The organism is Leptolyngbya sp. FACHB-711 (assembly GCF_014695615.1).
In the GTDB taxonomy this organism is placed as follows: Bacteria; Cyanobacteriota; Cyanobacteriia; order Elainellales; family Elainellaceae; genus Leptolyngbya_A.
This window is the reverse complement of the sequence record NZ_JACJOR010000057.1, coordinates 1-23,135: the sequence shown is the minus strand read 5'-3', so window position 1 is coordinate 23,135 and position 23,135 is coordinate 1. Positions and strand designations below refer to the sequence as shown.

The window sequence follows — 23,135 nt, the reverse complement described above, 5'->3', positions numbered from 1 at the left end:
GTTCTTAGAGTGTCTTGTTTCCATTTGCTTGTAACATCTTCTGCGCCGTAATAGAAAAGTTTTGGGTCGATCAATTGCATTTTTGCATGGGTTTGCTGAACGATCGTAACTTCTATCTCTTGTAGTTTTTGATAGGTTTGCAGGCGTCGTAGATAGGACTTAACGTACTCTGCAATAAACAAAAGTTCAGCATCGGTTGCATAGCGACCTTCCACGTCTCGACTCAAGCAATTGAGTTGACTCAGCATCTATACCTCCTGATCTATACCTCCTACGAAAGGAACCTGTTTCTCAGTTTGCCCACTTTGAGAATTCAGATAACAAAAGGAGAACCTGCTGCTAGGTGACGGTTGAAGGCGAGGACTCAGACAGGGGAATGTTAATGCAGAGCAGTTTCACCCCAAAGTCTTACCCTTAAGAATGTGCATCAATGATCTGCAAATCCAGCATTTTAGGTTTGAGGATTTTGAGTTAGCTGTTGCTGCTGTGGGTAAAGAAGTCTGTATAGTTAAAGCTTGTGGTTGCTTCAATCTGTTTAAGCACTGAGCGAGTAATCAGCTTTCCTGCCTCAACCAGAATGTGCCCTGTCACGGGATGCAGCAGGTTTTGCTCTGCGCGTCGCCCAATGAGAGCCTCGATATCTTGAATCGAGTTAATGTACATTCCGGGGGGCAGTTCGACGACAACTCCATTTGCCAGGACTCGTGCCTGACAGGCGAGACGCGAATTCGTTTTGCAGGACGTAATCACTTCCAGCGTGCGCTGTTCTCGGCGATTAATGGGCGACAGTCCAGACATCCCATCTTTTACATAGATGTGGCAAGTCGCGCACATTCCGCGTCCGCCGCACTCCTTCAGCACATCTAAGTCTTTCTTCAGCAGCACCGAGAGTAGATTGCCATTGGTTTCGATCGCCGTCTCCTGCGCGATCGGTTCCAGTCGAACGATTTTCACCATAGATTAAAACTGCTCCAGAGCATAGGAATGAAAGACAAGGAAAACGGCTGCTTTTTAGGCTGGCTTATCTCGCAGGAGGAACTGTTGTTGAGCATTGAGTGCCTGCTGCCGTACTGTTTTAGGAAAGTCGCGCATCACCTTTGCACATCGCTGAATGAACGCTTCGACCCAATCCTGAATCCACTGCTGCTGTTCAGGCGTTAGCACTGCATTGTCTAACGTAGAAGCAGAAAAAGTGATTTGGGCAGAGCGTTCGACCTGAAACTGCTGGAGCCAGGGAGTATCGGGGCGAGTTGCTTTCCAGTAGTTTGTCACAACTGTTCCACCCAGGTATTGAATCGTAAATTGGCTCAGCTGATTCATGGCTGCGATCGTTTCTCTAACCGTAATGCCGAGGTCAGGTTGGGAGCTGGATCCTGATGCAGGAGCAGGAGGAGCCGTAAAGGGAGAAGCGAGCGACGAAGAACTAGACAGCCAGACCTCTGGGGGTACGGTTGGAACCGCTTCAAACTTCGCTTGCTGCCAGTAGTCTTGCTTTGAGAGCGTTGTGCTGCCTGCTAATAAGCGGAAGGTCGCGATCGAATTGACAATGTCTTGTTGCAGTTCCTGCTTGAGCTGTTCAATGGCTTCTGCATAGGAGGAATAGACAAGGCCACGGGTAGTAAGAACAAGCAGAATAATGCCGTGCTCGAGTTTGTAAAGGTAAACTTGCTGCCCGCTAAACTGGAACTCAAAAAATTTGAAACCGGGCGGAGTCGTATTAACCACCTGCTGGATCCCGCGTACCAGGGCTTCTTTTTGCTGAAAATTGAGCCTTTGATCTATGCCACAAAAGTAGGGACGCGATCGTCCATCCATCAGGGCAACTCCAGCAACCCCCGGTAAATTGAGAAAGTTTTGGACAACCTCCCGCCTCATAAAGCCTGAAATCAACTTTTGCTAAACCGTTGCTAAAGCGTGAACGAAGTCGACTAACTGAGAAATGACAGGGACAGCCCCTTGCTCACTGCCTTAGGCAGAATTGCAAACGCTGACTTCCTCAGTCTTTTCAATCTCGACTCATTTGGGCTCATTTGATCGATGCTACCCCTGAGTATGCCAGTATAGGGGCATGACGATCGCGATGTATCTTCAGGAGATGCTTTCAGCAGCCCTCCTTAATTTAAAGAGGACGATAGCTTAAAGCTGCTTCTGCAATACTATGATTCCCAATCTTGCTCATCCAAATACGTTGGCTCCTCGTTTTGTTCTATTGGCGTTAATTTCTTCGATCGATCAAATTATCCTGCGGTTTCTAGCGATCGAGAACTGCTTCTCAGATGTCCGGTTTCCATTTAGACTTTGGATGAGTCATCGAATTGCTGTCTTTCCTTTTGTTTTGACCCCTTGATCTTGCTTCGTCTCCAGGCTTTTCTTCTCTTTAGATTTAGCAGCCATGTCTGATCTTCCTTTCACTTTGGATCAGTTACGCATTCTTAAAGCCATTGCCGCCGAGGGTAGCTTTAAGCGTGCAGCCGATAGTCTGTACGTTTCTCAGCCTGCCGTTAGCCTTCAGGTGCAAAACCTGGAACGGCAATTAGATGTTCCTTTGTTTGACCGGGGGGGACGACGGGCACAGCTTACCGAAGCGGGGCATTTGCTCCTGAACTACGGCGATCGAATCTTGAGTTTGTGTCAGGAAACTTGTCGGGCGATCGAAGACCTGCAAAACCTTCAGGGCGGAACGTTGATTGTCGGTGCGAGTCAAACCACCGGAACCTATCTGCTGCCGCGAATGCTGGGGCTATTTCGGCAAAAGTACCCCGATGTTGCGGTTCAGCTTCACGTTCACTCGACTCGGCGAACTGCCTGGAGCGTAGCAAATGGACAGATCGATTTGGCAATTATCGGCGGTGAAATTCCACCCGAGCTGCAAGACTCGCTCGAAGTGATTCCCTACGCTGAAGATGAGATGGCACTGATTCTGCCAATGTTCCACTCGCTAGCGCAGGCAGACAAGATCGAGAAAGATGATTTGTACAAGCTGCAATTTATCGCCCTTGATTCTCAGTCTACGATTCGGAAAGTCATTGATCAGGTGTTGACTCGCTGCGGCATTGAAACTCGGCGGCTCAAGATCGAGATGGAGCTGAACACGATCGAAGCGATTAAGAATGCGGTTCAATCGGGTTTGGGGGCAGCGTTTGTGTCAATTTCAGCGATCGAAAAAGAGCTTCAGCTTGGCGTGCTGCATCGTGCCGCGATCGAGGGAGTGGTGGTGAACCGAACGCTCTCTGTGATTACCAATCCCAACCGCTATCGCTCAAAAGCTGCTGAAGCCTTTACCAAAGAAATTCTGCCGCAGTTTTCGACCTACGAGTCGCCGCTCCAAGTCCTGGAAAAATCGAGGGAGAAAGTTATGGCAGACCATTTGAATGTGAATGCGCTGGCACTGGAGGCAACGCTGGGTAAAGTGATTCAACTCGATGATTGATCCAGTTCGATCACTCAGCAGGCTGACGCAAAGGATTGATTCAAGCAGTTGATTCTCAGGCAGTTATGGCGCAGAATTGAGGACTTATGGAAGTGTACTGCACCCGCCCAAGTTGTCCTCGTCCGCTCAATCACTTTGCCGACCTCGATACTCCGGCAACGCTGAGAACGATTCCTCAAAAATACTGCACGGCTTGCGGTCTGGAGCTTTTACTCGCAGGTCGCTACTTTCCTGTGAAAGTGCTGGGGCAGGGCGGTTTTGGCACAGCGTATCTGGCACGCGATCGCTATACTCCGGCGATGCGGTTTTGCGTCGTCAAGCAGTTTCAACCTTCAAACCACCTCACTGCTCAGCAGCTTCAGCTTGCTCAAAACCTGTTTGAACGAGAAGGTCAGGTGCTAGAAGAACTGGGAACTAATCCGCAGATTCCTGATTTGCTGGCTTTCTTTGCGCTACCCGTAACGCGCCGCTTCCCCGATGATCCTGATCAGTTTTTTTATCTGGTTCAGGAGTTTATCGACGGGCAGAATTTGGAACAAGAACTCGAACAGCAGGGACGCTTTTCGGAAGCAAAAATTCTGGAACTGCTTCAAAGCTTGCTGCCCGTGCTGCAATTCGTTCACGATCGCGGCTCGATTCATCGCGATATTAAGCCTTCCAACGTGATGCGCCGCAAAGACGGAACTCTATTTCTGTTAGACTTTGGCGCAGTCAAGCAGGCAACCTCTGCAACGCCAGGGCAGGCACAGCCCTCCTCGACGGGTATCTACTCAATGGGCTTTGCTCCGCCGGAACAGATGAAGGGGAATCAGGTTTATCCGGCAACCGATTTGTATGCCCTTGCTGTCACTTGTCTAATGCTGCTAACCAGAGAACAGCCCCAGGATCTCTACGATACCTACCGGGACGAGTGGAACTGGCGATCGTATGTGACGGTGAGCGATCGGCTGGCGACCGTGCTCGATCGGCTGCTGCTGCCCACTCCAAGCCAACGCTTTCAATCTGCCAGTGAAGTGTTGGCTGCCCTACACCCTTCGAGTTCGCCTGGGTCTGTTCCTGCGGTCACTCCAACGGCTGCGCCTGTTCGCCCGGCTCCGGGTCAAGTTGCTAAATCAGGTTCGATCGGCACGGCAATTCAAACGCCGCCTGCGGCAAGCCCAGTCCCAGTTTCTACTCCGGCTCCTGCACCAACGCCCACCCCCAAGCCTGCGCCCAAGTCCAAACCGACTCGCAAACCCTTTTCTACGCTGGAATATCTTTACAATGCGGCTTTTACAGGATTTGAAGGGGGATTGGTGACGATCGCGCTGGCAAGCTTGCTAGGAACGATTGCTTTTACGCCGACTTTCTGGTTAATTTTGATGGCGATCGGGGCGGGATTGGTGATAGCTCAGGCATTGCGCTGGATCGAGCGAATTGATTTATTGCTGATTGCGGGCGGGTCGATTGCCGCCATTTTCTTTCTGCCGTTTCTGCGCGATGTTTTGCCGCGTGCGCCGTTTTTACGCACTCTGCTGGCAACGACAGGAAGCCCTCTGCAAACCATTCTGATTGCTGCCGGAGTGACTGCCCTGACGGTAGTTTTTGTAGCGATCGTGTTTCGGTTGGTTTACAAACTGGTTGCCAGATTACTCTAAACCGCTAAAAAGTGGCTAATCTGAGATTAAATTTGCATCGCCGCTTTGTGTCGCCACTATGTCCCAGAAGAATGAAACGCCTGCCCTGATTGTTGCCTTGCTGCTGACGGCTCTGCTGCTTGGGGGCGGGGGATGGTTGCTGTTTAATCGGTTTTTTCAGTCGGGAGTTCCCGGTGTCGCTTCGTCAGATGGTCAGTCGGGAAATTCTTCAGAAGTAACTCCCGATCGCTTTAGCGATGGAACACAGCTTCTCGACCCCAGCAACGCCTCGCCGGAAAAGCAGGCAGGAATTGCCGCGATCGGTGCAGGGAATTTTGAACAGGCAGTTCAGGATTTGACGACGAGCCTGCAAGTGAACCGTAACGACCCGGAAGCGTTGATTTACCTCAATAATGCCCAGATCGGTCAGCAGAAATCCTATACGATCGCCGTTGCAGTCCCAATGGCAACTTCCCTCAGTACCGCTCAGGAAATTCTGCGGGGTGTAGCGCAGTCGCAAGCAGAGGTGAATCGGGCAGGGGGAATCAATGGGGTTCCGCTCAAGGTGAAAATTGCCAGCGATGATAGTAGTCCTGCCCTGGCTCCGGCGGTGGCTCGATCGCTAATCGAGGATGGCTCAGTTCTGGGGGTTGTCGGTCACTTTAGCAGCGGAGCTTCCCTGGCAGCAGGAGAAGTGTATCAGCAGGGTGGACTGGTAATGATCTCGCCCACCAGCACAGCGGTGCAGCTCTCGAATTTGGGTGACTTTGTGTTTCGGACGGTGCCCAGCGATCGGTTTTCGGCAACAACGCTGTCTCGCTATATGCTCACCAATTTGCAACGTCGGAATGCAGCCATCTTTTTCGACTCTAGCAGTCAGTACAGCCTTTCATTAAAAGAAGAGTTTACGACAGCGGTGGCAAATGATGGCGGGCAGGTGGTCGCTGACTTTGATCTGAACAATCCTGGCTTTAGTGCGTCTAATGCGATCGAGCAGGCAAGGCGACAGGGCGCAGAAGTTTTGGTCTTGCTATCGAGCAGCAGCGTCTTAAATTTGGCACTGCAGGTCGTCACCGTGAATCAGCGGAAGTTGCCTTTGCTCGCAGGCGATGATCTTTATGATCCAAAAACGCTGGAGGTTGGTGGTGCGGCAGCAGAGGGAATGGTTGTCGCAGTGCCGTGGATTCTGCTTGCCGATCCGAATTCTGCGTTTGCCCAACAGTCCAGACAGTTTTGGGGGGGTGATGTCAACTGGCGAACCGCGATGGCTTACGATGCGGCGCAAGTTCTGATCACAGGTTTGAAACAGAACCCAACGCGACAGGGCATTCAGCAGACCCTCACGGCTCCGAACTTTTCGCTGTTAGGTGCAACAGGAACCGTTCGCTTTTTGTCTTCGGGCGATCGCAGTCAGCCAATGCAGTTAGTGACGGTAAAACCTGGCACGCGATCGGGCTATGAGTTTGATTTTGTGCCCGTCACGCCATCGTTGTGAAACTGCATAGAGCCAAAAAAGGTGGACAAGTTGCCCACCTACAGGAGTTATTTGGTTACAGCAAACGCTAGTCCGCAAACCTTATTCCGCCAGGTCTACCAGCTCCTCTTCGCCATTAGAAGGAGGAACCAGCGCGACTGCAACGATCGCATCATCCTCATCGAGTCGCTGAACCCGAACTCCAGTTGCAGCACGAGACTGACAGGAAATTGCCTTCACCGCCTGACGGATAATGATTCCTCGGCTGCTGACCAGCACAATCTCGTCGCTATCGTTTACAACCTGGAGGGCTGCTAATCGATCGCCGGATTTACGGAACTTAATCGCTCGCAAACCCATGCCTGCCCGATTTTGTAGGCGGAACTGAGTGACCGGAACCCGCTTGCCCAGCCCACCTGTCGTGATCACCAGTGCCCACGGACCTTGCTGCGACGTTTCTGCATCCAGCACTTCTTCAGACTCGTTTTCAGGTGCATCGGCTTCAGCCACCTGAGCCACCACCTGAGACGGCAGAATGTCCATGCTGATCAACTCATCGCCCGCTCGCAGCGACATTGCCCGCACCCCACGTGTTGCCCGACCCAGAGGACGAAGCTGCTCATTGGTTGCCCGGAAATGAATTGCCATTCCCTGCCGCGTCCCGATCATGATGCTGTCTTCGACCCGCACCCGACGTACCCAGCGCAACTGATCGCCTTCTTCCAGCGAAATGGCAATCAGTCCGTTTGCCCGAATATTACTGAAGGCAGAAAGCTGCGTCTTCTTGATAAAGCCCTTCTGGGTCAGCATTACCAGATACTCATCGTTTGCAAACTCCACCACAGGCACGATCGACGTAATTTTTTCCTGGTGGGAGATAGGCAGCATTTGCACAATCGGTACGCCGCGAGCGTTACGCGAACTCACCGGAATTTGATATGCCTTCACGCTGTAAACCGTGCCGCGATCGCTGAAGAACAGCACACTATCGTGGTCGCAGCAGGTGAGAAAGTGCTCAACGCCGTCGTCTTCCTTCATGCGCGTACCCGACTTGCCGCGGGTGGCTCGGCTCTGCGCCTCGAAGTTGCTCATCGGCATCCGCTTAATGTAGCCCTGCTCAGTCAGCAGAATAATCGACTGCTCATTCGCAATCAGATCGATGTCACCCAGTTCGCCGTCTATCGTTTCAATAACGGTACGACGCGGGTTTGCATGAGCCGATCGTAAATCCGATAGCTCGGTTTCGATCATTTGCAGAATTCGCTCTCGTCGCTCCAGGATGTCTTGCAGATCGGCAATCTTGCGCTGGAGGTCTTCGTGTTCCTGCTGAATCTTTTCTGATTCGAGGGCGGTGAGACGACGGAGCTGCATTTGCAGAATCGCATCTGCCTGCGTTTCCGAAAGCTGATAGGTCTGGATGAGTTCCTGCTTTGCCGATACGGTATCGGCGGCGTGGCGAATCAGGCTGATAATCGCGTCCAGATTTGCCAGCGCGATCAGGTAGCCTTGCAGAACGTGATCCCGCTCTTGGGCTTTGCGGAGTTCGTAGCGTGTCCGGCGGGTGATTGTTTCAATTCGGAAGTCGAGGAAGACTTGCAGGCATTCCTTCAAACCGAGGATTTGTGGTTCGCCGTTGACCAACGCCAGCATATTCACGCCGAAGTTTGCCTGAAGGGGCGTTTGCTTGTAGAGATTGTTCAGCACCACGCGTGGATAAGCGTCCCGTCGCAGCTCAATCACAATCCGCATTCCGTCCCGATCGCTTTCATCGCGAATATCAACAATGCCTTCTAATCTGCGCTCGTTTACCATTTCGGCAATGCGCTCGATCATGGCAGCCTTGTTGGTCTGGTAAGGCAGCTCGGTGATGATAATGGCTTCGCGATCGGGTCTGCCGCGCTGTTCGATCGTTTCGATCGCTGCCACACCCCGCATCGTAATCGAGCCGCGTCCGGTGGTGTAAGCCTCCCGAATCCCGCTGGTTCCCAGGATTTGTCCGCCCGTGGGGAAGTCGGGACCGGGAATGTACTGCATGAGCTCCAGATTGGTGATGTCTGGATTTTGAATCAGTGCCACCACGCCGTTCAGCAGTTCACCCAGGTTGTGCGGCGGAATGTTGGTTGCCATGCCTACGGCAATTCCCGAAGACCCGTTCAGCAGAAGCTGCGGCACACGGGCAGGCATAACTAGCGGTTCTTGCTGTGAGCCGTCGAAATTGTCGCCAAAGTCAACCGTTTCGGACTCGATATCCTGCAGCAGGGCAGCCATCGTCAGGGCTTGCAGGCGACACTCGGTGTATCGCATTGCAGCCGGAGGATCATTGTCGATCGACCCGAAGTTGCCATGTCCGTTGATCAGGGGGGCGCGCATCGAAAAATCCTGCGCCATCCGCACCAGGGCATCGTAGACCGCTGTATCGCCGTGGGGGTGATATTTACCCAACACTTCCCCCACCACACGGGCGCATTTTCGGAAGGGGCGATCGTGCGTTAAGCCCAATTCGTGCATCGCATAAAGAATCCGGCGGTGAACTGGCTTGAGTCCATCCCGCGCATCTGGCAATGCCCGACCCACGATCACGCTCATGGCGTATTCCAGATACGATCGGGACATTTCGTTCCGCAGATCGGTGGGAACGATTCGCTCCTGGGGAATACTCATACCGTGAAAAAGCTCCAGATCTGTGAACGTTTAGCAGGCGAACTGTTGTCTCTGCTGGCAAAACTCAGGCATGGGAAGAGCTTGGCGAAGCACTTCTTTCAAAGAACGTTGTCGCCAGGAACTTACTGCCCAAAATTCTCTAAAACCTGCTTGCAGAATCGCTCTACAGGCAAGTAACCGACCCTCATACCGCTTAATCAGCGCGCTGCTAAATATCGTTCGCTAACTATGAAATTTTAGCATATTTGCCTATCCGCTGAGGTCTGAGCGGTTTGCTGCGATGCCGTTTTCAGTCGTCCCCACTCAAGGCAATCTAAAATGCAATCTAAACAGCTTGTCTGAACCGACTCGAGTGAGCAGGCAACGAAATCAAGCCCAGGTTGGAGCAATCAGCAGCCATGCGATCGCAACTGCCAGCGCAAGCGTCATCAGATCACCTAGAAAAGCAGTAGATTGGACGCGGGGAATCGGAGTATTCATGAAGCGACCTCCAATTTTTCCAACCGTATCTTGTTCTACACTCCTTTATTGTCCATCTAAATCCGATCTAGATTCGATCGAAGATTGAATTTTGCAATGAACTGTATCGAGAACTGAAAAGGCAAGGATGAATTCTAGAGTAACTGCTTGCTGATAAGGGACTTTGAAGTCTGTGATTTTATGGAATTTTGGCAACTGGCTCTTCGACTCTTAGAAAATGTTTGAGAAGAAGATGTTTGAGAAGTGATAATTTTTAGCCAAGCTGCCCCCTGACCCTCATTTTGAAGGGAACCGAGCCTGCTTTAGGATATTCAAAGCCTTCCAGTATTGGGGCTGTAGAGGACGATGTAGAAGGCTTGCTGCTTCTCAAACAAGCTCTTAGAGCTAATTGACAGGCTATCCTGATTGCAATTTGTTAAACAATGAAATTAGCAAGATGAGATATATTTGCGTGTTTTGTGGCTCTAGTTCGGGTGCTAATCCGATCTATCGAGAAGCGGCTGAAGCAATGGGTCAGGCGATCGCGCAGCGCGGCTATGGTTTGGTGTATGGCGGCGGCAAAGTCGGTTTGATGGGCAAGGTGGCAGATACTGTGATGGCAGCAGGCGGCGAGGCGATCGGTGTTATTCCCGCATTTCTAGAGGCCAAGGAAATTGCTCACCCCAATTTGACTCAGCTTCATGTTGTGAACTCGATGCACGAACGCAAAGCGCTGATGGCAAATCTCGCTGATAGCTTTGTGGCAATGCCCGGCGGCTATGGCACTCTGGAAGAGTTTTGTGAAGTTCTCACGTGGTCGCAGTTGGGGCTGCACCAGAAGCCAATGGGATTGCTCAACGTGGCAGGCTATTACGATGCGCTGCTGACTCTGTTCGATCGCGCCGTTACCGATCGCTTTTTGCAGCCAGAACTGAGGGCAATCGTGCTGGAAGCTGATCAACCCAATACGCTACTCGATCGAATGGCAACTTATCAGCCCACCAAAGTCGAAAAGTGGATTCGAGAAGAGAATGAAACATAGGGAATCTAATTATGCCCTCCATCCCCTCATCTCCTATGATCTCTATCCTCTACAGCGACAAATTTCTCGATCACGACACAGGCTCCTTTCATCCCGAAAACGCCGGACGCCTAAAGGCGATTGTCTCTGCCCTCAAACAGGCTCCCTGGCACGATCAGCTTGATTGGCGCACCCCTACTGCGATCGACTCGCATCCCGCCGATCACCTTGAAGGAGAAACTGCTTCGCATCGACTAACAAAGGCACTGCACGCAATCCATCCCCCTCAGTATGTGGAAGCTGTCCGGCAACTTGCCCACTCCGGCGGCGGCAGGCTCGATCAGGACACGGTTGTTTCGCCGCACAGCTACGAGGTAGCCCTACTTGCCATTAATGCCTGGTTGGATGGGGTCGATCGCGTTTTGCAAACGGGTAGCCCTACTTTTGTGATTGCGCGTCCACCCGGTCATCATGCGCTGGCAAAGCGTGGCATGGGATTCTGTTTGTTTGCAAATGCGGCAATTGCAGCACACTACGCCCTGACTCAGCCAGGAATCGATCGTGTCGGCATTCTCGATTGGGATGTCCATCATGGAAATGGCACACAGGCACTCGTCGAAACGAATCCCCAAATCGCCTTTTGCTCACTTCACGAGTCGCCCCAATATCCGGGTACTGGCAATTCTGACGAACGCGGACAACATAACAACGTGCTGAACTTTCCCATGCAGGCAGGTAGTACCCTAGCAGACTACCAGCCTATCTTCGAGCAGCAGATTGTTCCCTTTTTCCAGGCATTCCAACCCGACCTGCTGATCGTCAGTGCCGGATACGATGCTAACCAAGCTGACCCCCTCGCCAACCTGTCCCTGAAGCCTTCGGACTACGGCATTTTCACCCGCTACTGTCAGCAGATCTGCGATCGGCTTTTGTTTGGTTTGGAAGGCGGCTATGACTACAGTGCCCTATCGCAGTCAGTCGTGGCGACGATCGGGGAGTTGGTTTAGGGGAAGTAGAGAATGGGTGAGTGGGTGTGGAATGGAGGAGTTTAAAGTAAGTTCTGGGGAAGAAGCGAGTGTTGGACTTGTGAATCTGTGAAGTTTGGAAGCTTACTGAGTCGCTTTCAACCAACAGGGCTAAAAGATATCGAATCAGTGCAGCAAATATCTCAGCCAATATCTCAGCCAATATCAATGATTCCTCCTCAACCCTTTCCTTCCCCTTTCATTCCTCTACCTCCCCACCTCCCCACCTTCCCACTCCCCCACCCGTCCCCCAAAGCCGTACACTAAAGGATGCTCTTTTTGTGTTCATAACCTGGGATTAAAACGTGCGTAAGGTCATCATTGCGGGTAACTGGAAGATGTATAAAACCCAGGCGGAGTCCCTGGAGTTTTTGAAGGCATTTTTAGATACGATCGCCGAGACACCGGACGATCGCGAGATTGTGCTGTGTGTGCCGTTTACTGATCTGAGCGTGATGTCCAAAAGCCTGCATGGTACGCGAGTTCAGTTGGGGGCGCAGAACGTTCACTGGGAAGTTGCAGGGGCATTTACAGGCGAAATTGCTGCCCCGATGCTGCTAGAACTGGGTGTGCGATACGTGATTATCGGTCATAGTGAACGCAGACAGTATTTTGGCGAAACGGATGAGACAGTAAATCTGCGGCTCAAGGCGGCACAGCAGCACGGTTTGATTCCAATTCTTTGCGTGGGCGAAACCAAACAGCAGCGGGATGCGGGCGAAACGGAAGCGGTGATTTCTGGGCAGCTTGAGAAAGATCTCGAGGGTATTGACCGAGAGCAACTGGTCATTGCCTATGAGCCGATTTGGGCGATCGGGACAGGCGCTACCTGTGAGTCGATCGAAGCCGATCGCATTATTAGTTTGATTCGGAAGCAGGTACAAAATTCTGACCTGTCAATTCTATACGGCGGTTCGGTTAAGCCCGGAAATATCGATGAAATTATGGCACAACCAGAAATCGATGGAGCATTAGTCGGGGGAGCTAGCCTGTCTTCAGCAGATTTTTCTCGACTGGTGAACTATCAAGAATAAACACACAGAAATAAACACAACTCACGTTTACGGATTTAAATCCTTTATTCGAGCCTCTATTTTAGGGGCTGTTTTTATTTGAATACTTTTAAATTCTTGCGCGAGTTGGCGCAGTTCTTGCTCATCCATGCAGGTTCGTACGGCAGCGAAAATTTCGTTTTCTTCCTCTTCGATATGTCCCATGATTAATTCTTTGAGTTCATCTAATCTTGCTTGAAAGGTTGGGTCGACGGGTGAAAGTTGTCTCATTTGCTCAAGCAAAACCATCGTGGTGCTGTGTTCTTCTTCTACGGTTTCTAAATAAACAGCAGTCTGCTCATATTCCCGCATTGATGGGTAGAAAACGAGCGTTTCACCGTAATGGTGCAGAAATAGAATACGATAAAGTTCTCTAAATCTTCGTTCTGCTTCGACTGCATGATTTGCCGCTTCCAGTGCATCAATTCGCTGCTCGATTGATCGATGCTCTGCCGCAAGCATCACCAGAATGTCTTGCTGAACTGAGGACTTAGTCGAGAATTTGGCCATACTGATTTTATCGATCGTTATTCCGAAACAGAGCGATAAGCGGTACAAATTAAACCTGTATCGCCTGAAGGACTTGCTTGAGAAAAATTAATTAGCTGACTGGCTTCTGAAATCGAACTTTTCGATTTGAAATATGAAGCAAAATAAGCAAGTAATTTTGCCTTATAAGCTAACGATCCCGGTTAAAAAATAGCCTCTAACTAAAAGTTGATCTCAATCCCGAGTTGGGGAGAACTTTGTAGGTTATCCTCCCCGCAGCGATTCGGATTGTACGACTGCTCAATCAATTCGATCGTCTGATGCGTAGATTATGATGAACCTAGGTAAAGATGCGCTTCCGCAATTCGCTCATCCCCATTGCTCATTAAATTCGGTTTAATTTCTTGATCTAACTTGGAGAGTTCAGGCAGTATGGTGCTTTTTGGATTTGGCAAAAAACAGAACCTTCCCTCCCCTGAGGAAGCCCTACCGGGACGCAGCACCCCAATTCCTGTTCCCGATCGCCACTTTGTCAACGGCAACCCTTTACAGCCTCCTTTTCCCGCAGGCATGGAAATTGCGCTGTTTGGTCTGGGCTGCTTCTGGGGTGCGGAGCGGAAATTCTGGCAGCAGCCTGGTGTGTTTTCGACTGCAGTGGGTTATGCCGCAGGCGCGACGCCAAACCCGACCTATCACGAAGTCTGCACTGGCATGACCGGGCACAATGAAGTAGTGCAGGTCGTTTACAATCCGGCAGAAGTCAGCTACGAAACCCTACTTAAGATCTTTTGGGAAAGCCACGACCCAACGCAGGGAATGCGTCAGGGCAATGATAGGGGCACTCAGTATCGCTCTGGCATCTACGCTTGCTCGCCGGAGCAGCGACAGCTAGCTGAGGCTTCGCGAGATGCTTATCAAAAGGCACTGCGCGAGTCCGGGTATGGCGAGATTACGACTGAGATCCTAGATGCACCGCCTTTCTATTACGCTGAAGACTATCATCAGCAATATCTCGCTAAAAATCCAGGCGGCTATTGCGGTTTAGGCGGTACCAAGGTTTGTTTCCCACCGCAAGTTGAAGCTGGAAACTAAAACGATCGCAGGTGACGAGATCGCCTGAATCAGCATTCATTCAATAAGCATTAAAAAGGGGTAACCTGCACCTTTCCGCAGAATACCCCTTCTTTTGTCTCAAGTTTGAGTCTCAAATCCGCTCATTGCCTACTCTTGCGAAGTCGGGGGCGCACCTTCAGGCGGACGACGTTTGATCGGTTTGGTCACTTCAGAGCGTGGCTGAGGGGAAGGGGTCGGACGATCGCCGCTCTTAAATTGCGGTCTAGGTGCGCCGCCTTCTCGACTACCCGCATTCCACTTGCGCGGAGGACCACTCGGACGACGACCACCGCCGGGACCGCTAGGACCGCCTGAACCACCAGGACCACCAGGACGACGGAAGCGACCCTGCGGCTTTCTGCTGCCGTCCTTGCGCTTCTGAGGCGGAACCAGCCCAATCATCGTGCCCTGCTGCACAATCAGGTCGTTTTCCTGTCGCTGCACCTGCAAATCCCAGAAATAGCCAATCGCTTTTCCTTCCAGCGTTCCTTTCAAGGCAACTTTAAAGGCTTTGTCCTGAGTATCGCCCGGACGAGACATCCGCCGGATTTTAACCATCAGCCGCTCTTCTTCTGGAGCCTGGTAGATAATTTCGCCGCGAATCGAGAAGAATTTATCGTCTAGCTCCGAAGCAGGAACCATTTCGAGCAGTGAGTCTGAACCAGAGCTGCTAGAGCTTGTTTCTTCGGCAGTTTCCTCGGTGCTTTCCTCGGTTCCTTCTGCGCTCTCTTCTTCTCCCGCTTCCATCTCTAATCGATTCAGCTTTTCAGGCTCCCACACGCCGACAATTTGAACGTGCAGATCGTTCATTTTTTCGCGGGTGCGCGGATACACCACCCACAGGTGAGGCTGCTCCAGGTCAAGGTGCTTTTTAACCAGGCTCATCACGCGCCCTAGCAAAACCGCATCGATCGCCACGCCATCATCGGTCTGGATCAATCCACGGGTAAACTGTTCTTCTGACGGAACATAGGTGCCGCGCACTAAGCCGATCGCCCGATACTGCATCGGCTCGCTAGCGGGGGGAATCGGCTGAAGACGGTTAGACAGCAAATTGTCCAATGAAACATCGGCGGTACTCTCAGCTTCAGCCTCAGAACTTTCAGAAGCCGTTAACTCAGCTTCAGGCTGATCTGCCTTGGGCTGCTCTTTCAATTCAGAGGTAGCAGGCGCAGAGGAAGGCTGGGGAGTCGAGAGGGCTACTTCTCGCGCAACCGGACGCTTTGGCGGCGTGGGGGGGCGAAGCGGTTCTTCTTGAGGGGCGATCGGTTGAGAAGGCTGATCCATAGCGGGTTCTACAATAGGGTCGGCTGAAGGAGGTTCGGACGGTGAATGGGTATCCACCGATGACTCGGATGCTGAGGTAGACTTGGGCGACTGAGGATTTTTATTCTGGGCGGGACTCATGAGACCTCCTTGACAGCGGCAGGTAATCCGCTTACCGTTATGCACTACAGCAAATTTCTAGTCCTGAAGACCAGATTTCAATGCGGAATTAAACACTAGGTTAACACTCAGGTTTGATCTCCTTCGTGAAATGACTGAGACATTATTCTGAATCATTTCCTGTGGTAATTCGCCCTTTTCCTCTATACAGCTTCCTCTAGCTTAGATCAGGCTGTTCGGCGGCAAATTACCCCAAAGGAAGGTGACAGTTAGTGATCAGTTAATTGGGACTATGTTAGTAATGACAGTCGAGTTTGGGAATAGCGTGTGGCTGAAAAGAAAAATCGTCGCTGGTTAGCTCTGGTCGTTGTTTCGCTTGCAACGCTTGCTTTTGTTGCTGTACCGATCGTGGCTTCAGTATCGGGCGTGCTGAATCTGCAAAAACAAACGGCTTCCGCGCCTTCTCCCTCTCCGTCTGCCAGTCCAGGCTCAAGCGAAGAATTGATAGCCCAGGCACGAGGTTATGAAGCAGTGCTTCAGCGGGAACCCGACAATCAGACCGCTCTGCGCGGATTAGTCGATGTCAAGATCAAGCAGGGCGACATTCAGGGCATTATTGCGCCGCTCGAAAAATTGGCAGCGTTAAACCCTGATCAGCCCGACTATACCGTTCTATTAGCGCAGGCAAAACAGCGCACGGGCGATCGAGAAGGCGCAGCCCAGGCATACCGCAACATTCTGGCAACCCGTCCCGGCGATCTCAATGCCTTGAAAGGCTTGACCGATCTGCTACTTCAGCAGAACCGACCCGAAGCAGCGATCGGACTGTTAGAAGACACGCTGAAGACGGCAGACGAAGCAAACCAGGCAAAACCAGGCACGGTCGATACAGCTTCGGTGCAGCTTTTGTTGGGTGAAGTCTATGCAATTCAGGGACGATACGACGAGGCAGTTGCCATCTACGATCGAATTATTGCCAGCAATGCTCAGGATTTTCGCCCAGTGCTGGGTAAAGCGATCATTCTCAAAACCCAGGGCAAAACCGAGGAAGCTAAACCTCTGTTCACCTCAGCAGCCACTCTGGCTCCGGCTGAATTTAAAGATCAGATCAATCAGCTAGCGGCGGCTCCCAGCCCGACTGCCTCTCCTCAAGCTAGCCCCCCCGGAACTGCTCCTGCTAGCCCTGCCCCTGAAGCCAGTCCCACTCCCGCAGCATCACCTTCTCCCGCTCAATAAACCAGGAAACAAACTCCAAAAAACTGCAAGACAAGAAGGGGCTTTTGCCCCTTTTTTGATCGATTCTCTTGTAGCCTTTAATGTGGTTTAACGCGGTTCACTAGTGGGATTGAAGCAGAAAAACCTGAGGCTTATGCTCAAACCATGGATATCTTCAGGATTTCAGGCTAACGATTCTGACTGTCCCTTATTGCAGATTAAGGATAGCTGTCGCGATTGAGAAATAGTGCAGCGGCATAGGAATAATGCGGAGGCATGATACAAAAGAAGCCTACTCTGCAATCGAGAATAGGCTTCTGCTATTTCTAAATTATGCTAGAAACATCCCAGAGCATTCGCTCATAAAGCGTAGGATGGTTTAGCCAAGTGTAACCAATGCAGTTTCAAGAACTAATTCTTGCTGAACGGTTTGATTAGCAAACCCTAAGCTTTGAGAAATTCTAGCGGATGTACTCCTTTAGAACGCTGTTGCGGTTCGGGTGACGCAGCTTTCGCAGAGCCTTGGCTTCGATCTGGCGAATCCGCTCACGGGTAACGTTGAAGATCTGTCCAATTTCTTCCAGCGTCTTCATCCGTCCATCGTCTAAACCGTAGCGCAGCCGCAACACATCCCGCTCCCTTGCACTAAGAGTTCCCAGCACGTTTTCCAGGTCTTCCCGCAGCAGATTCTTGGAAACCTGATCCTCCGGGGTTTCACCATCGGATTCAATGAAGTCACCCAGGCGCGAATCCTCTTCTTTGCCGATCGGCGTTTCCAGAGAAATCGGAAGCTGAGCTGATTTGGCAATAAACCGCAGCTTCTCGATCGTCATCTCCATACGGGTCGCGATTTCTTCCTCGGTCGGCTTCCGCCCCATTTCCTGAGACAGTAGCTTGGTCGTCTTCTTGATCCGCGAGATGGTTTCGTAAAGGTGAACGGGCAGACGGATCGTGCGAGACTGATCTGCAATGGCGCGAGTGATCGCCTGCCGAATCCACCAGGTGGCGTAGGTTGAGAACTTGTAGCCTTTCTCGTGGTCAAACTTCTCAGCAGCGCGAATCAGACCCAGACTGCCCTCTTGAATCAAGTCCTGGAACGACAGACCCCGGTTCATGTATTTCTTGGCGATCGACACCACCAGTCGCAGGTTAGACTGCACCATTTTCTCTTTGGCGCGTCGTCCTTCATGCAGCCGTCTACGGAACTTAGGAAGAGGTTGATTAACCTCATTCGCCCATGCTTCCGGGTTGCGTTCTAGCTCTTGCGGAGTCCGATCGAGCTTTTCACACAGACGATCGCGAATGCGTTCTAGCTCCAGTAGGTCAGCGATTTTGCGTGCCAGTTCGATCTCTTCGTCTGCCCGCAGTAGCCGGATGCGACCGATTTCTTGCAGGTAAAGCCGAATTGAGTCTTCTGTATACAGTTTTTTCTTGGCTTGCGCCCGACGACGGGTTGCGCCCTTTGGGGTTTTGCCGTCTTCCTCCTCATCAGGCTGAGTGTCGAACAAGTCCTCTTCGTCGTCTCGATCCTCTCCTTCAATCAAGAGTTCGTCCAGGTCACTCTCGGCGGGGTCAATGGTTTCGAGTACGTCGTTAGCCTGGGTCATGCCGCGCTCCTCATGCTCCTTAGTGTCAATAACGTTGAAGGTCAATTAAGACCAGGAAATAGTACGACTGATTCTGAATCACTGATCAGCTGCTAGCGAATCTGTCCGGATATAGCCTACCCATTGGATTCAATATTCGCAGCAAACTCGCTTTCTCCGCTAACCGCCCACAGTTTCAGGTAGAAGCACTGCGAGTAGAAGCACCAAAACAAGTCTGCACTCCTCAACTTTAGCCAAGACTTCTCCGATTGTAACTTTTCTCACAAAAATTGCATCCTTTTTAATCTCATTCGTTGTGGGAATGTGATAAGGGCATTAGAAAAGCGCAATCAATAATAAAGCCTCTCGACGAGTAGAGTTTTCTTAACTTGCGTTAGCAGGGCAGTGCCTTGTTGGCATCCTAGCTGTAATCCTAAATTACTTACGGTGAATTGTGTACAAGCTCAGCCAACTTGCTGAACTCAGCGAGACTTTGTAATGAATTAGCATAACCGAACAATTGCGGAGTTGGGGGATTAGTAATCGGAGATCTCAATGGTTTAGGGGAAGTAAAGCTAGATTCAGTAAGCATTGTAAGATTTGTCGCAAAATGTGAAATAGACAAAGCTTCAGTTTAGACAGATTTTTCTTTCATAATTTCTGTGTTGAATTGTTTCTTGAAAGATTACTCTCTAGGCTTCAATTTTCGTTTCTATAAATCGCAGCACATGCCAAAAAAGCAAAAGTTTCCTTATCTGGTCGGTTCTAAGTGGACAGCGCAGCAAAAAACCTGGGGCTGGCGGCATTTTCAAGTTCTGAATCGAAAAAATGAAGGGCGTTGGGTTTTTGCAGAAATGGTGGCTGCTTGTGATCCAGCAGTTCGCTTTTGGCTGAATGCCCAGCAGCTTAAAGACCGCTCTCTTTGGCAGGCGGGGTGGCAATCGTTGCAGGAACAGGGCGATGGATCTTCGTCTTTACAGGAATTTTAAATAGCAAATCTTTTAGGGTATTTATCGCGAAAAGATTGAGGATAGTAAACAAGCTAGTCACACTAGAGTTGGCTCGCTAAAATGCAGAACAGGCAAGAAGTTATTTTTTCCCAAGAATTAAGATTGCCCTAAGTGCAGGGGTTAATCGCTGAGTTCAGAGCTGCATCAAACCGTTTTTCGCTGTCATTCGCTATGAGGATCTGTCCTGTGACTTCCCTACAACGGAATGCCCCAGTTCGTTGGCTTTTGTGTCACCTGCTGAAACTACGTCCCAATTCCTGGATAAAAACGCTGCTGATATCAGCTTGTCTTCTGGCTGGTATGGGGCAGTTTGGGCACGTCCAACCTGCTCCGCTCAACCCCTTGCTAGATGTGGGTGTAGTGCAGCGGTTTGGCTCAAATGCAACGGATGAAATCACATTAAAGCCCCTGTCGGGCGATCGACTGACGCTCAAGCTTAAAGATGGACAGCAAGATCGAGTACTAGCTACAAGCGGCGAAGTCAAGGTTAATGTCGTGATGCAGCCGCTCCCACAGCCCGAAGTCGTTGAACGCATTGTGCTCAGTACTCACCGCAGCTTTGAAAGTGCGGAGGATAGTGCAAATCGCTGGAAGTCTGAAGGGATTGCGGTCGAAATTGGTCAGCCGAGGCAGTGGCAGGTCTGGGCAGATCGAGAGACCTATCGAACACCGCTTTTGAGACGACTCCTGCTGCAAAACCTGCAAGCCCAGGGAGCAAGAACAGCCTTTATTGATACGCAGGTAAAGCCACAAATTCCAAAGGCGGCTCTGACGGTGGACGGCTACCGCTATCAGCAAGACCAGGTCGAGATTGACACAGCAAACGATCGCATTCAGGTCACGTTTAATCGCAGCGATCACGGAACGCGCCTCTATGCCGGGACACTGCGGCTTCAGACCAATGCTTACGGCACCTATACCCTGGTCAATCAAGTTCCGATCGAAACCTACTTGCGCGGAGTGGTACCCCATGAAATTGGGGTTGGTGCACCACAAACCACGATCGAAGCGCAAGCAATCCTGGCACGAACCTACGCTTTACGAAATCTGCGCCGTTTTGCGATCGATAATTATCAGCTTTGTGCTGATACCCAGTGTCAGGTTTACTGGGGATTGTCAGGAGCGGTTCCAGAAACCGATCGCGCCATTGCTGCCACACGTGGCTTGGTTTTGACCTACAACAATGAACTGGTGGATGCACTCTATTCCTCGACTACAGGTGGCGTGACGGCTCCGTTTAGCGATGTTTGGGCAGGCAGCAATCGCCCTTATTTACGAGCGGTGGTAGATTCAGTGCAAAATATCTGGAATCTGTCTCAGCGCAGTCTGGCAGACGAAAGCAACTTCAGAGCCTTTATTGCTCAAAGACGCGGCTTCAACGAAGAAGGCTGGGATATGTTTCGCTGGCGTGTCGAAAGTCCAATCGGCGAAATCACAAATGATTTGCGGCAGGTGCTCGCGACGAAAAAGCATCCCTTCGTCAACTTTACTCAGATCCGAGAGCTGAGCGTTGTAGAACGATCGCCTGCCGGACGGGTACAGAAAATGGCAGTTACCACGGATTTGGGCGTTATTGAACTCGAAAAAGACGAAATCATTCGTGCGCTGTCTGCTCCTAACAGCACCCTGTTTTACCTTGATCCAATCTATGAAACGGCTGAGGGACAAAAAATTTCCCAACCCGTTCAGAAGCCTGCCACAAAGACTGCAAATCAAAAAACAGCCCAAACTAAACAGGCTGCCTCTCCTCCGGGAGTTTTGAAGGGCTATGTCTTTGTGGGCGGTGGATTAGGGCATGGCGTGGGAATGAGTCAGACCGGAGCCTATCGTCTCGGTGATCTGGGATGGGCGCATGAGCAGATTCTCAGCTTCTATTACCCGGAAACGCAATTGCAGCCTCTCACTCCGGCGATCGTGCTATGGCGAGATCCGTCCACCTTAACCCCGTCCCAAGAGACTGCGCAGTAGTGCAGCTTAAACTCGCAGTTACTCATCAAATGAACAGCAGATGAATAGCAAAACAGGGGCGCATCTGCGCTCCTGTCTGTAGATTAAACTGAGCCTGACAAATGCCTTGCACTCAGCAAATAATCTGAAAATCTGCTTGAATTCTGACGAACCAAGACTTAGTACAGTTCTTCTTCCTGGTGAGTCATGATTGTGCAGTCAGAGGTGGGGTAAGCCACACAGGTCAGGACGAAACCCGCTTCGATCTGATCGTCATCCAAGAAGGATTGGTCAGACTGATCAACAGTGCCTGCGGTAATCTTGCCAGCACAAGTGGAGCAAGCACCCGCACGGCAGGAGTAGGGCAGGTCTATACCTTGCTCTTCCGCAGCATCCAGAATGTACTGATCATCGGGAACTTCGATGGTGGTGTTTAGCCCTTCAGTCTCGTTGATCAACGTGACTTTGTAACTTGGCATGTCGTAATCCTCTCAATGTTCAAACGGCAGAAACAATGTAGCCAAAATAGCCTACCTAAAGCATTGCACCGAAAGCTCGAACAGCGACGCATCTTATTCTAAGCGTTGCTTCAGGCAAACTCTATTTCTGATACTACGGGAAAACCATATCGCTGTAACCTGAGAATAACTGTTGGGCTGAATGGGATTCGTAATGAAAATACCGTTACCAATCCTGAATTACTTATATATGTGTCACGTACCAGAAGATATGGGATGATCACAAGCCCGATCGCCTGCCAATGCTGAAATAGACAGATAACGAAAACAATATATAGAAGAACATTAAAGATTAGATTCAGTAATGTTTTGAGTGAGGGTGTAACTCACAGTTGACCGGGAATTATTTGAGTTAAAGTTAGCGTTTCGTCTCCTTAGAGATTCAGCACAAATTTAGCAAGCGTTTAACCACTAATCGAGAAGTTTCAGCGAATGGTCAATCTTAATGCCGCAATGCAAGATAAAATCCCAAATCTGCAATTGCTGAATTAGGTGAAGATGCTCACAAATGCGCCGATCGCCTCTGGGGATTGGTTTGCTGCCAAAAGCCAATTTGCTGCCGTCGTGCCTGCTGCTCTGCCTGAGGTACTGGCTCTGGGTACTCGGACAGCGATCGAAATAGGGCGGATAAATGACCGTCATTCCTTCTTTTACAAGCTGTAAATTAACCGACTGGCTCCCCTAGTAAACTTCAGCCACCGTTTTGCCGTAGCGATCAATATCAACCACGCGAAGCTGAACTTTCTCACCCGACGGCAAAATGTCCTTTAGCCGTTGAGTCGCAGCGTCTCCTCCGGTTTGATCCTGCTCTGGGGCATCTACATAAGCCAGGCGAATCGTTGCTGTTTGGCTTCCTGTCCGAACGCGTAGCGTATCTCCATAGACTCGCCATCCCACTACAGAGTCGCAGCGACTTGACATGGCACAGAGCCCTCTACTTGGAACAGGTTTCCTGAAACAATTTACCTGGGGTAGCGCGTCAAATCAGCAATGTAACAAAAGGTCGTCAGATCCGAAGGGTTTCCTTTTGTTCTCGTTGGGGATGGCGCTGTCTGTGATCCCCGTTCTGCGGGACGATCGCTTGGCAAAATCTTCATATCCCAAAAATTTTTATTTAGAAGAGGTAGAAGTTT

21 protein-coding genes are annotated in these 23,135 nt (G+C 50.8%); 12 read left to right on the top strand and 9 right to left on the bottom strand.

Annotated elements, in window-relative coordinates; genetic code table 11:
* From H6F80_RS01270 to H6F80_RS01260, 3 genes are all read right to left on the bottom strand, one after another.
* Window positions 1-248, bottom strand: a 248-nt coding sequence (locus H6F80_RS01270) for a bilin-binding protein (RefSeq protein ID WP_518523495.1), incomplete at its 3' end; no start/stop codon positions are given.
* Between the two features lie 223 nt (window positions 249-471).
* The gene (locus H6F80_RS01265; RefSeq protein WP_190789807.1) at window positions 472-957 is read right to left on the bottom strand and encodes a 2Fe-2S iron-sulfur cluster-binding protein; all 486 of its coding nucleotides are present in this window, start codon (window positions 955-957) and stop codon (window positions 472-474) included.
* A gap of 54 nt (window positions 958-1,011) precedes the next feature.
* A complete protein-coding gene (locus tag H6F80_RS01260; RefSeq protein ID WP_190789806.1) occupies window positions 1,012-1,875 on the bottom strand; it encodes a hypothetical protein in 864 nt (287 codons plus the stop codon).
* Window positions 1,876-2,392: 517 nt separating this feature from the next.
* Between H6F80_RS01260 and H6F80_RS01255 the strand changes: the two genes are divergently transcribed.
* The 3 genes from H6F80_RS01255 to H6F80_RS01245 all read left to right on the top strand — a co-directional run bounded on the left by H6F80_RS01255 (window position 2,393) and on the right by H6F80_RS01245 (window position 6,541).
* On the top strand, window positions 2,393-3,430 hold the full coding sequence (locus H6F80_RS01255; protein WP_190789805.1) for a LysR family transcriptional regulator: 1,038 nt from the start codon (window positions 2,393-2,395) through the stop codon (window positions 3,428-3,430).
* 86 nt (window positions 3,431-3,516) lie between these two features.
* Window positions 3,517-5,067: a serine/threonine-protein kinase gene (locus H6F80_RS01250; protein ID WP_190789804.1), complete on the top strand. Its 1,551-nt coding sequence runs from the start codon at window positions 3,517-3,519 to the stop codon at window positions 5,065-5,067.
* A gap of 58 nt (window positions 5,068-5,125) precedes the next feature.
* Window positions 5,126-6,541, top strand: coding sequence for an ABC transporter substrate-binding protein (locus H6F80_RS01245; RefSeq protein ID WP_190789803.1), 1,416 nt, complete (start codon window positions 5,126-5,128; stop codon window positions 6,539-6,541).
* A gap of 81 nt (window positions 6,542-6,622) precedes the next feature.
* Here the strand turns inward: H6F80_RS01245 and gyrA are convergent, their stop codons facing one another.
* Window positions 6,623-9,181, bottom strand: coding sequence for a DNA topoisomerase (ATP-hydrolyzing) subunit A (gyrA, locus tag H6F80_RS01240; RefSeq protein WP_190789802.1), 2,559 nt, complete (start codon window positions 9,179-9,181; stop codon window positions 6,623-6,625).
* A 916-nt stretch (window positions 9,182-10,097) separates the two neighbouring features.
* Here gyrA and H6F80_RS01235 point away from each other — a divergent pair.
* The 3 genes from H6F80_RS01235 to tpiA all read left to right on the top strand — a co-directional run bounded on the left by H6F80_RS01235 (window position 10,098) and on the right by tpiA (window position 12,720).
* Window positions 10,098-10,682 (top strand): LOG family protein, encoded by a 585-nt coding sequence (locus H6F80_RS01235; protein ID WP_190789801.1) that lies wholly within the window; start codon window positions 10,098-10,100, stop codon window positions 10,680-10,682.
* A 35-nt stretch (window positions 10,683-10,717) separates the two neighbouring features.
* On the top strand, window positions 10,718-11,668 hold the full coding sequence (locus H6F80_RS01230; RefSeq protein ID WP_190789800.1) for a histone deacetylase family protein: 951 nt from the start codon (window positions 10,718-10,720) through the stop codon (window positions 11,666-11,668).
* 323 nt (window positions 11,669-11,991) lie between these two features.
* A complete protein-coding gene (tpiA, locus tag H6F80_RS01225) occupies window positions 11,992-12,720 on the top strand; it encodes a triose-phosphate isomerase (RefSeq protein WP_190789799.1) in 729 nt (242 codons plus the stop codon).
* A gap of 27 nt (window positions 12,721-12,747) precedes the next feature.
* On the opposite strand, the gene H6F80_RS01220 is transcribed toward tpiA, so the two are convergent.
* On the bottom strand, window positions 12,748-13,200 hold the full coding sequence (locus H6F80_RS01220; protein ID WP_190789798.1) for a hemerythrin domain-containing protein: 453 nt from the start codon (window positions 13,198-13,200) through the stop codon (window positions 12,748-12,750).
* Between the two features lie 459 nt (window positions 13,201-13,659).
* Between H6F80_RS01220 and msrA the strand changes: the two genes are divergently transcribed.
* Window positions 13,660-14,319 carry a peptide-methionine (S)-S-oxide reductase MsrA gene (gene msrA, locus H6F80_RS01215; protein ID WP_190789797.1) on the top strand — a complete coding sequence of 220 codons (660 nt, stop codon included), beginning with the start codon at window positions 13,660-13,662 and terminating at the stop codon, window positions 14,317-14,319.
* A gap of 129 nt (window positions 14,320-14,448) precedes the next feature.
* Here the strand turns inward: msrA and patR are convergent, their stop codons facing one another.
* Window positions 14,449-15,747, bottom strand: coding sequence for a heterocyst master regulator PatR (gene patR / locus H6F80_RS01210; protein WP_190789796.1), 1,299 nt, complete (start codon window positions 15,745-15,747; stop codon window positions 14,449-14,451).
* A gap of 306 nt (window positions 15,748-16,053) precedes the next feature.
* Between patR and H6F80_RS01205 the strand changes: the two genes are divergently transcribed.
* A complete protein-coding gene (locus H6F80_RS01205) occupies window positions 16,054-16,962 on the top strand; it encodes a tetratricopeptide repeat protein (RefSeq protein WP_190789795.1) in 909 nt (302 codons plus the stop codon).
* Between the two features lie 440 nt (window positions 16,963-17,402).
* Here H6F80_RS01205 and rpoD read toward each other — a convergent pair whose 3' ends face one another.
* Window positions 17,403-18,548, bottom strand: coding sequence for an RNA polymerase sigma factor RpoD (gene rpoD / locus H6F80_RS01200; RefSeq protein ID WP_190789794.1), 1,146 nt, complete (start codon window positions 18,546-18,548; stop codon window positions 17,403-17,405).
* A 707-nt stretch (window positions 18,549-19,255) separates the two neighbouring features.
* On the opposite strand from rpoD, the gene H6F80_RS01195 reads away from it, so the two are divergent.
* Complete coding sequence (locus H6F80_RS01195) at window positions 19,256-19,516, top strand: TIGR02450 family Trp-rich protein (RefSeq protein WP_190789793.1); 261 nt, start codon at window positions 19,256-19,258, stop codon at window positions 19,514-19,516.
* Window positions 19,517-19,723: 207 nt separating this feature from the next.
* Window positions 19,724-21,505, top strand: coding sequence for a SpoIID/LytB domain-containing protein (locus H6F80_RS01190; RefSeq protein ID WP_347277809.1), 1,782 nt, complete (start codon window positions 19,724-19,726; stop codon window positions 21,503-21,505).
* A gap of 158 nt (window positions 21,506-21,663) precedes the next feature.
* On the opposite strand, the gene H6F80_RS01185 is transcribed toward H6F80_RS01190, so the two are convergent.
* Entirely contained in the window at window positions 21,664-21,963 is a 300-nt protein-coding gene (locus H6F80_RS01185; protein ID WP_190789792.1) for a ferredoxin, read from the bottom strand.
* A gap of 531 nt (window positions 21,964-22,494) precedes the next feature.
* On the opposite strand from H6F80_RS01185, the gene H6F80_RS01180 reads away from it, so the two are divergent.
* Window positions 22,495-22,665 carry a hypothetical protein gene (locus H6F80_RS01180; protein ID WP_190789791.1) on the top strand — a complete coding sequence of 57 codons (171 nt, stop codon included), beginning with the start codon at window positions 22,495-22,497 and terminating at the stop codon, window positions 22,663-22,665.
* An 18-nt stretch (window positions 22,666-22,683) separates the two neighbouring features.
* On the opposite strand, the gene H6F80_RS01175 is transcribed toward H6F80_RS01180, so the two are convergent.
* A complete protein-coding gene (locus H6F80_RS01175; RefSeq protein WP_190789790.1) occupies window positions 22,684-22,923 on the bottom strand; it encodes a thermonuclease family protein in 240 nt (79 codons plus the stop codon).
* On the opposite strand from H6F80_RS01175, the gene H6F80_RS29350 reads away from it, so the two are divergent.
* Window positions 22,922-23,135, top strand: a 214-nt coding sequence (locus tag H6F80_RS29350) for a hypothetical protein (protein WP_206755017.1), incomplete at its 3' end; no start/stop codon positions are given. The two genes, H6F80_RS01175 and H6F80_RS29350, sit on opposite strands and share 2 nt — an antisense overlap.